This is a genomic window from Fulvimonas sp. R45 (genome assembly GCF_030504985.1).
GTDB lineage: Bacteria > Pseudomonadota > Gammaproteobacteria > Xanthomonadales > Rhodanobacteraceae > Rhodanobacter_A.
In genome coordinates, this window is sequence record NZ_JASERU010000029.1 from 16,501 (window position 1) to 28,885 (window position 12,385).

The 12,385-nt window shown below is 72.5% G+C and carries 11 protein-coding genes; 9 read left to right on the plus strand and 2 right to left on the minus strand.

The window, feature by feature from the left end; all coding sequences use genetic code 11:
- Window positions 1-39: 39 nt before the first annotated feature.
- Entirely contained in the window at window positions 40-387 is a 348-nt protein-coding gene (locus QMK61_RS16970) for a hypothetical protein (RefSeq protein WP_302073420.1), read from the minus strand.
- A gap of 205 nt (window positions 388-592) precedes the next feature.
- Here QMK61_RS16970 and QMK61_RS16975 point away from each other — a divergent pair, with 205 nt between their 5' ends.
- From QMK61_RS16975 to QMK61_RS17015, 9 genes are all read left to right on the plus strand, one after another.
- On the plus strand, window positions 593-1,375 hold the full coding sequence (locus QMK61_RS16975; protein ID WP_302073421.1) for a c-type cytochrome: 783 nt from the start codon (window positions 593-595) through the stop codon (window positions 1,373-1,375).
- Window positions 1,372-2,661, plus strand: coding sequence for a cytochrome c (locus QMK61_RS16980; RefSeq protein ID WP_302073422.1), 1,290 nt, complete (start codon window positions 1,372-1,374; stop codon window positions 2,659-2,661). Before QMK61_RS16975 ends, QMK61_RS16980 begins: the two co-directional genes overlap by 4 nt.
- Window positions 2,662-2,896: 235 nt before the next feature.
- A complete protein-coding gene (gene kdpF, locus QMK61_RS16985) occupies window positions 2,897-2,989 on the plus strand; it encodes a K(+)-transporting ATPase subunit F (RefSeq protein ID WP_302073423.1) in 93 nt (30 codons plus the stop codon).
- Window positions 2,986-4,764 carry a potassium-transporting ATPase subunit KdpA gene (kdpA, locus tag QMK61_RS16990; protein ID WP_302073424.1) on the plus strand — a complete coding sequence of 593 codons (1,779 nt, stop codon included), beginning with the start codon at window positions 2,986-2,988 and terminating at the stop codon, window positions 4,762-4,764. The genes kdpF and kdpA overlap by 4 nt, the downstream gene beginning before the upstream one ends.
- Window positions 4,765-4,784: 20 nt before the next feature.
- On the plus strand, window positions 4,785-6,857 hold the full coding sequence (kdpB, locus tag QMK61_RS16995; RefSeq protein ID WP_302073425.1) for a potassium-transporting ATPase subunit KdpB: 2,073 nt from the start codon (window positions 4,785-4,787) through the stop codon (window positions 6,855-6,857).
- A gap of 184 nt (window positions 6,858-7,041) precedes the next feature.
- On the plus strand, window positions 7,042-7,860 hold the full coding sequence (locus QMK61_RS17000) for a TorF family putative porin (RefSeq protein WP_302073426.1): 819 nt from the start codon (window positions 7,042-7,044) through the stop codon (window positions 7,858-7,860).
- A gap of 13 nt (window positions 7,861-7,873) precedes the next feature.
- Window positions 7,874-8,452: a potassium-transporting ATPase subunit KdpC gene (gene kdpC / locus QMK61_RS17005; protein WP_302073427.1), complete on the plus strand. Its 579-nt coding sequence runs from the start codon at window positions 7,874-7,876 to the stop codon at window positions 8,450-8,452.
- A 32-nt stretch (window positions 8,453-8,484) separates the two neighbouring features.
- A complete protein-coding gene (locus QMK61_RS17010; RefSeq protein ID WP_302073428.1) occupies window positions 8,485-11,148 on the plus strand; it encodes a sensor histidine kinase KdpD in 2,664 nt (887 codons plus the stop codon).
- Window positions 11,145-11,840, plus strand: coding sequence for a response regulator transcription factor (locus QMK61_RS17015; protein WP_302073429.1), 696 nt, complete (start codon window positions 11,145-11,147; stop codon window positions 11,838-11,840). The genes QMK61_RS17010 and QMK61_RS17015 overlap by 4 nt, the downstream gene beginning before the upstream one ends.
- Here the strand turns inward: QMK61_RS17015 and QMK61_RS17020 are convergent.
- Entirely contained in the window at window positions 11,822-12,331 is a 510-nt protein-coding gene (locus tag QMK61_RS17020; protein ID WP_345783640.1) for a mismatch-specific DNA-glycosylase, read from the minus strand. The genes QMK61_RS17015 and QMK61_RS17020 overlap by 19 nt on opposite strands.
- Window positions 12,332-12,385: the final 54 nt, after the last annotated feature.

Genomic DNA, 12,385 nt, shown 5'->3' on the forward strand with positions numbered 1-12,385 from the left:
GCTCCCGGCGCGAGGTATCTGAAGATCGTGAACAGGCGCTCAGCGGCACGGCGCCACCGGCTTGCCGTCCACCGTGTCGAGGAACCGCGGCGGCTGCCAGGCATGGGTATGCTGCTCGAAGCCGTAGGCGATCGCGATCAGCGTGGGCTCGCTCCACTTCGCGCCGAACAGCACGATGCCCACCGGCAGGCCATGCGCCCAGCCGGCGGGCTGGCGATGGACGGATGGCCCGCCACCGCAGCCGGCTGCGACGCGCCGCCGCTGGCCAGGTCGCGCGGTCGCTGCCGGCGATGATGCCGAGCAGTGGGGGCCTTCCTGGTCGATGCGGCGGACGCGGTCGAGGAAAGCCCGCGCCGTCGCCTGGCCGGTCAGCGCGCCAGAGTCCATGCGCCGCTACAGCGTGGCGATGGAGGCGTAGGCATCGTCGCGGTTCTGTGCCGCGGACGACGTGGTGATCGGCCGGGGGCGAGCAGGAACGCGGTGGGAAGCAGGCGGGCCACGAACGTCTTCGGCGATGCGGCGCGATGTCGCGCCCCGCAGCTTACCGTCCGCGCCACGCCGTGTGCACGGGCGCGATCCGTATACTGCCTTGATGGACATCCGGGACGGAAAGGGGACGAGACGGGGCTGGCGCCATGCCGCCGCGCTCGCCGTCGCGTTGCTGGCGGCGTCGCTGGCCGGAGCGCCGGTGCGGGCCGCCGCGCCGGGCGACGATGCCCCGCACGTGCCCGACACGCTGCAGCAGCGCATCGCCGCCTGCACCGCCTGCCACGGCCCGCACGGCGAGGGCACGCCGGACTTCTTCCCGCGCCTCGCCGGCAAGCCGGCCGGCTACCTCGCGCGCCAGCTCGGCTACTTCCAGGCCGGGTTGCGCAAGTACGCGCCGATGGAATACATGGTGCGCCAGCTCAGCCCCGCTTACATGCGCGAGATCGCCGCCTATTTCGCGGCCCAGCAGGTGCCGTACCGGCGCTCGCCGGTGCCCGCGCTGCCGACGGCGGTATTGCAGCGGGGCGAGCAACTGGCGACCGCAGGCGATCCCGCGCGCCGGCTGCCGGCCTGCCAAGGCTGCCACGGCCGCACGCTGACCGGCGTCGAGCCCGACATCCCGGGCCTGCTGGGCCTGCCCTACGACTACCTCAGTTCGCAGCTCGGCTCCTGGCGCACTGGCACGCGCGCGGCGGCGGCGCCGGACTGCATGGCGACCATCGCCAACCGGCTCACGCCCGCCGACATCACCGCGGTGTCGGCATGGCTGGCCAGTCGCGAGGTGCCGGACGACGCGCACGCGTTGCCGGCAGGCTCGGTACAGCCGCCGCTGGCCTGCGGCGTGCTCGGTGGCGGTGCGGCGGCCGGGCAGGGAGCCGCACCGTGAAGCGGTTGCGCTGGATCGCGATGGCGGTGCTGCTGCTGGTGGCGCTGCTGGGCGGCTGGCTGCTCACCGGGCCGCATCGCGCCGCGCCGCCCTCGCGCGTGGACAGCACGGTGAGCGCGGCCATGCTGAAGGACCCGGCGCTCGTCGCGCGCGGCGGCTACCTCGCCACCGTGGGCGATTGCGTGTCCTGCCATACGGAACAGGGCGGTCCCCCGTTCGCGGGCGGTCGCGCATTGCCCACGCCGTTCGGCAGCGTGCCGGCCCCGAACCTCACGCCCGACCGCGCCACCGGGCTGGGCGACTGGAGCTTCGAGGCGTTCTGGCGCGCGCTGCACGAGGGCATCGGCCGGCACGGCGAGCTGTTGTACCCGGCCTTCCCGTACACCTCGTACACGCGGGTGAGCCGGGACGACGCGCTGGCGATCTTCGCCTACCTGCAGTCGCTGCCGCCGGTGCACCATGTCGCCGGATCGCCGTCGCTGCGGTTCCCCTACGACCTGCGCAAGAGCCTGCTCGCCTGGCGTGCGGTGTACTTCAAGGCGGGTGCGTTCAAACCCGACCCGGCGCGCTCCGCCGCCTGGAACCGCGGCGCCTACCTGGTGCAGGGACTGGGCCACTGCAACGAATGCCATGCGGCGCGCGACGCCTTCGGCGGCAGCACGGCCATGCCGCTGTCCGGCGGCCGGATACCGGTGCAGGACTGGTACGCGCCCGACCTCGGCACGCAGGCCCACGGCGGCCTCGAAGGCTGGAGCACGCAGGACATCGTGGACCTGCTGAAGACCGGCCAGTCGGCCAAGGGCGCCGCGTTCGGCCCGATGGCCGAGGTGGTGGCGCGCAGCACGCAGTTCATGCACGACGACGACCTGCAGGCCATCGCCACGTACCTGCAATCGTTGCCGCCGCGGCCGGCGCCGCCCGCGCGCGGCACCGTGCCCGACGCCGCCGCGATGGACCGGCGCGGCGGCGAGATCTACGCCGAGCGCTGCGCGGACTGCCACGGCAAGGACGGCACCGGCGTGGCCGGCGTCTACCCGCCGCTGGACGGCAACTCCGCCGTGCTCGACCCGGCCGGCATCAACGCCATCCGCGCGGTGCTGCTGGGCGGCTTCCCGCCGGTGACCGGGGGCAACCCGCGGCCGTACTCGATGCCGCCGTTCGCGCAGCAGCTCGACGACCGCGACGTGGCCGCGGTGGTCAGCTACATCCGCGGCGCCTGGTCCAACCGCGCCGGCCCGGTGCAGCAGCGCGACGTGTTCCGGTACCGGCACACGCCGGTGCAGTAGGCGTCCGGCCCGGATTTTTACGGCTTCTATACGGCGGCGGCGCTTTCCGCTGCCCCTTTCTTATGCCCCGGTTCCTACAGTGCGCGCCGTCGCATCACCGGAGCATGGCCATGGACCTCGTCTACCTGTTGTTGATCTTCGTGCTCGCCGCCGCCGGGCTCGGTTTCCTGCTGATCTGCGACCGGCTCGGCCGGCGCTGAGCCGGTCGCCTGCGCATTCCCGCGGAGGATTTCCCATGACCCTGATCCATGGCGCGGCCATCGTCATCGCGCTGGCGCTGGCCGCCTACCTGTGCGTCGCGCTGCTCAAGCCGGAGTGGTTCGAATGACCGCCAACGACTGCCTCCAGATCGGCCTGTTCCTGGTCGTGCTGCTGCTGCTGGTGAAACCGGTCGGCAGCTACATGGCGAAGGTATTCGCCGACGCGCCGAACCGCGTCACGCGCGCCGGCGCGCCGATCGAGCGCGTCCTCTATCGCCTGTGCGGCGTGCATGCCGGCGAGGACATGGGCTGGAAGCGCTACGCGCTGGCCGTGCTGGCGTTCAACCTGCTGGGCCTGCTGGCCGTCTACCTGCTGCAGCGGGTGCAGCAGTGGCTGCCGCTGAACCCGCAGCACTTCGGCGCGGTGGCGCCCGGCTCGGCGATGAACACCGCGATCAGCTTCGCCACCAACACCAACTGGCAGGGCTACGCCGGCGAATCGACGATGAGCTACCTGACCCAGATGCTGGGCCTGGCGGTGCAGAACTTCCTTTCCGCGGCCACCGGCATCGCGGTGCTGGTGGCGGTGGTGCGCGGCTTCGCGCGGAAGGGAGCGCAGGCGATCGGCAATTTCTGGGTGGACCTGACCCGCGCCACGCTGTACGTGCTGCTGCCGCTGTCGCTGGCGATGGCGCTGCTGCTGGTGTCGCAGGGCGTGGTGCAGAACTTCAGGCCCTACGTGGACGTGCCGGTGGTGCAGGCGTCCAGCTACGTGGAAACGTCGAAGGACGCCGCCAGACGCGAGGTGTCGAAGGACGTGCCCGTGACCACGCAGGTCCTGCCGATGGGCCCGGCCGCCTCGCAGATCGCGATCAAGCACCTGGGCACCAACGGCGGCGGCTTCTTCAACGCCAACTCGGCCCACCCGTACGAGAACCCGACGCCGCTGTCCAACTTCGTCGAGATGCTGGCGATCCTGCTGCTCCCCGCCGGGCTCTGCTACACCTTTGGCGCGATGGTGGGCGACACGCGGCAGGGCTGGGCGATCCTCGCCACGATGCTGCTGATCTTCGCGCCGCTGGCGGTGGGCGCGGTGGCGGCGGAGCAGGCCGGCAACCCGGCGCTGCACGGGCTGGCGGTGGACGCGCAGGCCGGCGCGCTGCAGCCCGGCGGCAACATGGAAGGCAAGGAGACGCGCTTCGGCATCGCCTCGTCCGGCCTGTTCGTCGCGGTCACCACGGCGGCCTCGTGCGGCGCGGTGAACGCGATGCACGACTCGCTGACGCCGCTGGGCGGCCTGGTGCCGATGTGGCTGATGCAGCTCGGCGAGGTGGTGTTCGGCGGCGTGGGCTCGGGCCTGTACGGCATGCTGGCGTTCGCGGTGGTGGCGGTGTTCATCGCCGGACTGATGGTGGGTCGCACGCCGGAATACCTCGGCAAGAAGATCGAGGCGCACGAGATGAAGATGGCCAGCCTGGCGGTGTTGCTGCCGTGCGCGCTGGTGGTGGTCGGCACGGCGATCGCGGCATCGGTGCCGGCGGGTGCGGCGGGCGTCGCCAACCCCGGCGCGCACGGTTTCAGCGAGATCCTCTACGCGCTCAGCTCGGCCTCCAACAACAACGGCAGCGCGTTCGGCGGACTCTCGGCGAACACGCCGTTCTGGAACGTGCTGCTGGGCATCTGCATGTTCCTGGCGCGCTTCCCGCTGATCGTGGCGATGCTGGCGATGGCCGGCTCGCTCGCCGCCAAGCGCCACGTGCCCGCGTCGGCCGGCACGCTGCCTACGCACACGCCGCTGTTCGTCGCGCTGCTGGCCTGCGTGGTGATCGTGGTGGGCGCGCTCACCTTCCTGCCGGCGCTGGCGCTGGGCCCGATCGCCGAATACCTGATGTCGGCGCACTGACACTTCCGGGGATCATCGAGATGACTTCGCAAACCGCCGCCGCCCGCGGCTTCGACCGCGAGCTGGTGCTCAAGGCCGCCGCGGACGCCTTCCGCAAGCTGTCGCCGCGCGTGCAGTTCCGCAACCCGGTGATGTTCGTGGTGTTCGTCTGCAGCGTGCTGACCACGCTGCTGTGGGTGCAGGCGCTCGCCGGCCACGGCGAGGCGCCCGCGGCCTTCATCTTCTGGGTCAGCTTGTGGCTGTGGTTCACCCTGCTGTTCGCCAACTTCGCCGAAGCGCTGGCGGAAGGCCGCGGCAAGGCGCAGGCCGACACGCTGCGCAGCTCGCGCCGGGACGTGATCGCGAAGAAGCTGGCAGCGGCCGACCGCGACGCCGCGATCACCTTCGTGCCGTCCGGCGAGCTGCGCAGCGGCCACCACGTGCTGGTGGAAGCGGGCGAGCCGATCCCGGGCGACGGCGAGGTGGTGGCCGGCGCGGCCAGCGTGGACGAGAGCGCGATCACCGGCGAGTCCGCGCCGGTGATCCGCGAGTCCGGCGGCGACCGCAGCGCGGTCACCGGCGGCACCCGGGTGCTGTCGGACTGGCTGGTGGTGCGTATCACCAGCAACCCGGGCGAGAGCTTCCTGGACCGCATGATCGCGATGGTGGAGGGCGCCGCGCGGCGCAAGACGCCGAACGAGATCGCGCTGACCATCCTGCTCGCCAAGTTCACCCTGATCTTCCTGCTCGCCTGCGCCACGCTGCTGCCGTATTCGATCTACAGCGTGAGCGCCGCCGGCGCCGGCTCGCCGATCACGCTGACCGTGCTGGTGGCGCTGCTGGTGTGCCTGATCCCGACCACCATCGGCGCGCTGCTCTCGGCGATCGGCATCGCCGGCATGGACCGGATGATCCGCGCCAACGTGATCGCCACCTCGGGGCGTGCGGTGGAGGCGGCGGGCGACGTCGACGTGCTGCTGCTCGACAAGACCGGCACGATCACGCTCGGCAACCGCCAGGCGGTGGCCTTCCTGCCCGTGCCGGGCGTGGACGAGAAGGCGCTGGCCGCGGCGGCGCAGCTGTCCTCGCTGGCCGACGAGACGCCGGAAGGTCGCAGCGTGGTGGTGCTGGCGAAGGAACGGTTCGGCCTGCGCGAGCAGCCGCTGGAAGCCAGGCGCGCGCAGTTCGTGCCGTTCACCGCGCAGACCCGCATGAGCGGCGTCGACCTCGGCGACATGCATATCCGCAAGGGCGCGCTGGACGCGGTGGAGCGCCACCTCGACGGCCTCGGCAGCCCCCTGCCGCAGGCGGTCAGGCAGATGGCGGAGGACGTCGCCCGCCGCGGCGCCACGCCGCTGCTGGTGACCGAGGGCGACCGCGCGCTGGGCGTGATCGAGCTGAAGGACATCGTCAAGGGCGGCATCAAGGAACGCTTCGCCGAGATGCGCCGCATGGGCATCAGGACGGTGATGATCACCGGCGACAACCCGCTCACCGCCGCCGCCATCGCCGCCGAGGCGGGCGTGGACGACTTCCTCGCCGAGGCCACGCCGGAGGCCAAGCTCAAGCTGATCCGCGACATGCAGGCCGAGAACCGCCTGGTGGCGATGTGCGGCGACGGCACCAACGACGCGCCCGCGCTGGCGCAGGCCGACGTGGCGGTGGCGATGAACACCGGCACCCAGGCGGCGAAGGAGGCCGGCAACATGGTCGACCTCGATTCCAACCCGACCAAGCTGATCGAGGTGGTGGCGATCGGCAAGCAGATGCTGATCACGCGCGGCGCGCTGACCACCTTCTCCGTCGCCAACGACATCGCCAAGTACTTCGCGATCATCCCCGCCGCGTTCGCCACCACCTATCCGGCACTGAACGCGCTCAACGTGATGCACCTGGCCACGCCGCGCAGCGCGATCCTGTCGGCGGTGATCTTCAACGCGCTGATCATCGTGTGCCTGATCCCGCTGGCGTTGAAGGGCGTGAAGTACCGCGCGCTCGGCGCCGGCGCGCTGCTGCGGCGCAACCTGCTGGTCTACGGCCTGGGCGGCGTGGTGGTGCCGTTCGTCGGCATCAAGCTGATCGACATGCTGCTGGTGCTTTGTGGCCTCGCCTGACGTCCTTGCCCGTCATCCCGGCGCAGGCCGGGATCCAGTGACCGCAGTGGCCGGTTTTCGCAGACAGCAGGCGCCTCCGCTACTGGATCCCGGCCTGCGCCGGGATGACGAGAAGGAAAGGCCTCGCGTTGTTTCCATCATGCGGCGGGTTGCCGGCGACCGGCAGTTCCGCGGAGTTTTCCCGATGAACAGGATTTACCGGGTCGCCGTGGCGACCATGCTTTGCCTCGGCGGCATCCAGGCCGCCCGCGCCGATGGCGTGCCCGCGAGTCCGGGAATGATGAGCGGCAACGTCGCGGTGGTCACCGACTACGTGTTCCGCGGCCTCACCCAGAGCTGGGGCCGTCCCGCGATCCAGGGCGGCGCCGACTATGCCGCCGCGAACGGTTTCGCCGCCGGCTTCTGGGGATCGAGCATCAGCGGGCGCAGCTATCCGGGCGGCGCGATGGAGCTGGATCTCTACGCCAGCTACGGCCACGCGATCGCCGGCGCCTGGTCGTGGCGCGCCGGGCTCTACGGCTACGTCTATCCCGGCGCCAACCTCGACCACGCCGGTCTCGCGCCGCGCTCGCCGAATACCGTCGAAGCCAACGCCGCGCTGGGCTGGAAGTGGCTCACGCTGAAGTACAACCGCGCGCTCACCGACTACTTCGGCGCGGACGTGGAGCAGGGCTATCGCGGCGACTCGAAGGGCAGCGGCTACCTGCAACTGGACGCCGTCTTCCCGCTCGACGAACGCTGGAGCCTGGCGCTGCACGCGGGCCACACGCATTACGCCACCGTGCTGGCGCTGCCGCTGGCCAGCGGCGCGCGCGACCCCGGCTACAGCGATTTCGGCGCCACGCTGAAATACCAGCTGGACGGCCATTGGTCGCTGGGCGGCGGCCTCACGCACGCCACCAATGCCGCATTCTACCGGCACACCGCCAGTTTCCTCGACAGCCGCGATACGCGCGACGTCGGCGGCACGCGCGGTTTCCTGATGCTGCAAGGCACGTTCTGATCGGAGCCGAGACATGAGCAGACTATTGCGCCAATCCTTCCTGATGCTGCTGGCGATGACCGTCATCACCGGCGTGCTCTATCCGCTGGCCGTCACCGGCCTGGCCCAGGTGCTGTTCCCGCGCCAGGCCAACGGCAGCCTGGTCGTGAGGGACGGCCGGCCGGTCGGTTCCGCGCTGATCGGGCAGTCCTTCACCGACCCGAAGTATTTCTGGGGCCGGCCGTCGGCGACCGCACCGATGGCGGACAACGGCGCGGCTTCCGGCGGCTCCAACCTAGGCCCCAGCAACCCGGCGCTGACCGCGGTGGCGAAGCAGCGCATCGATGCGCTGCGCCGGGCCGACCCCGGCAACGACGCGCCGGTGCCGGTGGACCTGGTCACCGCCTCGGGCAGCGGCCTCGACCCGCAGATCAGCCCGGCTGCCGCGCGCTACCAGGCGGCGCGCGTGGCGCGGGTGCGCGGCCTGCCGGCGGACCGGGTGCAGGCGCTGGTGGACGCATACACGCAGGGCCGCCAGCTCGGCGTGCTGGGCGAGCCGCGGGTGAACGTGCTGGAGCTGAATCTCGCCTTGGATGCATTGCAAAAGCGCTAATGTGAAGCCCCCGTGGCCATCCGTCCGACCGCATGACCGACCCCCGCCAGGCACGCGCCGACGCCCTGCTCAACACCGCCTGCGAGGCGACGCAGCGGCGGCTGAAGGTCTTCCTCGGCGCCGCGCCGGGCGTCGGCAAGACCTACGCCATGCTCTCGGCCGCGCGCGAGCTGAAGCGGCAGGGCGTGGACGTGGTGGTGGGGCTGGCGGAAACGCACGGCCGCGCCGAGACCGCGGCGCTGCTCGACGGCATGGAGGTGCTGCCGCGCCGGCGCGTGGACCACGGCGGCCGCACGTTCGAGGAATTCGATCTCGACGCCGCGCTGGCGCGCCAGCCGGCCGTGCTGCTGGTGGACGAGCTGGCCCACCGCAACCTGCCCGGCGGCCGCCACGAGCGACGCTGGCAGGACATCGCCGAGCTGCTCGACGCCGGCATCGAGGTGTATACCGCGCTCAACGTGCAGCACCTGGAAAGCCTCAACGACCAGGTGCGCCGCATTACCGGCATCACCGTGCGCGAGACGGTGCCCGACGCCTTCCTCGAGCGGGCGCGCGACATCATGCTGGTCGACCTGCCGCCGCGCGAGCTGGTGGCGCGGCTGAAGCAGGGCAAGGTGTACGTGCCGGAAACCGCCGCGGTGGCGCTGGACGCCTTCTTCGCCCCGACCAACCTCGCCGCGCTGCGCGAGCTGGCGGTGGAGACGGTGGCCGGCCACGTGGACAGCGACCTGCGCGAGCACATGCTGGCGCGTGGCGGCGCCATGCCGGTGCGTCGCCGCGTGCTGGCGGCCATCGACGGCCACGCGCAGAGCGAGTACCTGGTGCGCGTGGCGCGCCGCATCGCCGAGCGGCGCGGCGCGCCGTGGAGCGTGGCCTACGTGGACACCGGCGGCGCGCCCGATCCGGTCCGCGCCGAGCGGGTGGAGGCGGCGATGCGGCTGGCGCGGCGGCTGGGTGCCGACACCGTGCTGCTGCGCGGCCCCGCCGTGGCCGACGAGCTGCTGGCGCTGGCCGACCGCGAAGGCGTGGGGCAGATCATCCTCGGCCGCACCCGCGAGCGGCCGGTGGCGCGCATGCTCGGGCGCTCGCTGACCCAGCAGCTGCTGCGGCGTGGCGCGCACCTGGAGCTGGCCATCGTCGCCACCCCGGCCGAGCGCGCCCGTTCGCGGCGCCGCCTGCGCCTGCCCGGCGGCCGCGGCGCGCGGCGCGAATACCTGTTGGCCACGCTGGCGACGGTGGCCGCGCTGGGCCTGGCCGCGCTGGCGCAGCGCTACCTGTCGGTGGCCAACCTGTCGCTGATCTTCCTCACCGCCGTGCTGGTGGTGGCGGTGCGCACGCGGATGGCGGTGGCGGTGTTCGCCGCGCTGCTGTGCTTCCTCGGCTACAACTTCTTCTTCGCGCCGCCGCTCTACACGCTGGCGATCGCCAACGCCGACGACGTGCTGGCGGTGTGCCTGTTCCTGCTGGTGGCGCTGGTGTGCAGCCGGCTGGCCACGCGGCTGGCCAGCCAGGTGGATTCGCTGCGCGCGGCCCAGGCGCGCGGCCGGGTGCTGCTGGAACTCGGCCAGCAACTGGCCGCCAGCGCCGACGCCGACGGCATCCGCACGGCCGGCGCGCGGGCGCTGGCGCGCGCGCTGGGCATGCCGGTCGCGATCCTGGCGCGCGACGCGGCGGGACAACTGCATGCCGCCGCGTCGGCGCCGCAACCGTTCGGACTTTCCGTGCAGGATCTTGCCGCCGCGGACTGGTGCGAACGCCATGCCGAGGCGGCCGGCCGCCATACCGGCACGCTCAACGCTGCGGCCTGCTGGCTGCTGCCGCTGGGCGGCGAGGAGCGCCCGCTGGGCGTGGCCGCGTTGCGCTTCGACGCGGCCGAGCGGGAGCCCGACCCGGACCGCCGCGGCCTGGCGCTGGCGATGACCCAGGACATCGGCCAGGCGCTGGAGCGCGCGCGCCTGGCCGAGGCGCTGGAGGCCGCCCGCGTGCAGGGCGAGACCGAGCGCCTGCGCAGCGCGCTGCTGTCCTCGGTCTCGCACGACCTGCGCTCGCCGCTGGCCTCGATGATCGGCGCCGCCGGCACGCTGTCCAGCTACGGCGCGCAACTGCCCGAGGCCGAGCGGCGCGAGCTGCTGGAGGCCATCCTCGGCGAAGGCCAGCGGCTGGACCGCTACATCCAGAACCTGCTCGACATGACCCGGCTGGGTCACGGCACGCTCAAGCTCAACCGCGACTGGGTGGACGTGGCCGAGATCGTCGCCGCGGCGGTGGCGCGGCTGCGCAAGCTGTTCCCCGCGCTGCGGGTGGAGACCGCGCTGCCGGCCGGCACCGTGCTGCTCTACGTGCACCCGGCGCTGATCGAGCAGGCGCTGTTCAACATCCTGGAGAACGCCGCGCGCTTCTCGCCGCCCGAGGCGCCAGTGCGGGTGGACGTGCGCGCGGCCGACGGGCAGCTGCGCATCGACGTGGCCGACCGCGGCCCCGGCATTCCCGAGGACGAGCGCGCGCGCATCTTCGACATGTTCTACTCGGTAGCCCGCGGCGACCGCGCGCCGCAGGGCACCGGGCTGGGGCTGGCGATCTGCCGCGGCATGATCGGCGCCCACGGCGGCAGCGTGGAGGCCTTGCCCGGCGCGGGCGCCGGCACCACCATCCGCATCGTCCTGCCGCTGCCGGCGCCGCCCGGGTCCACGCCATGAACGCCAACGCGCCGCGCGTGCTGGTGATCGACGACGAAGTGCAGATCCGCCGTTTCCTCGACATCGGCCTGCGTGCCGAAGGCTACGCGGTGCTGCTGGCCGGCACCGCCGCGGAGGGGCTGGCGCTGGCCGCCACACAGTCGCCGGACGTGGTGGTGCTGGACATCGGCCTGCCCGACCGCGAAGGCCACGAGGTGCTGGCCGAGCTGCGCCAGTGGAGCCAGGTGCCGGTGCTGATGCTGTCGGTGCGCGACGCCGAGAGCGAGAAGGTGCGTGCGCTGGACAATGGCGCCAACGACTACGTCACCAAGCCGTTCGGCATCCAGGAACTGATGGCGCGGTTGCGCGCGCTGCTGCGCAACCACGCGGCGGCCGGCGCGCCGGAGGCGCCGCCGCGCTGGGACGACGGCCGCCTGGCGGTGGACCTGGCGCGCCGCGAGGTCGCGCTGGACGGCGCGCCGCTGGCGCTCACGCGCAAGGAATACGCCGTGCTGGCCCTGCTGCTGCGCCACGCCGGCCGCGTGGTGGGCCAGCAGCAGCTGCTGCGCGAGATCTGGGGCCCCACCCATGTGCAGGACACGCACTACCTGCGCATCGTGGTCGGCAAGCTGCGCCAGAAGCTGGGCGACGATCCGGCTTCGCCGAGGTGGCTGAAGACCGAGCCGGGGGTGGGCTACCGCTTCCTCGGCTGAGGTTGGCGCAGCCCGCGGTACAGCGCGCCCAGCGTCAGCCACGGGCCGAGGTCCCAGCGCCCGCGCGCCTGTCCCGACGGCGAAGGCAGCACGAACACGCGCGCCGGGCCGAAGGCCTCGTCCTGCGGGCCGTAGCGCGCGATGGCGTGGCCCAGCGCGGCGCGGGCGGCGTTCTTGCTGGTGAAGGCGAGCAGGCGCGGCGCGTGGCGCTCGATCTTGGCGGCCAGCGCGGGCACGTCGAAGGCGCCCGGCGGCAGCTGGTCGTCGTTGCCGCTGTGGCGCTTGGCCAGGTCGGTGAGGCCGATGCCGAGCTGCGGCAGCAGCGGAAATTCCTGCGGCGCGAACCGGCGCGGGGTGATCCCGGCCTCGGCCAGTGCGCGCCAGAACAGGTTGCCGGGATGGGCGTAATAGGCGCCTTCGGCGGCGGAGCGCTTGCCGGCGGCGGTGCCGCAGAACACCAGCACCAGCCCGGGCGCGAGCACGTCGGGCAGGACGTGCGCGGAGCTGGCCGCATCGGTGCCGGGCGCGCGGTGGACGGCGCGGGC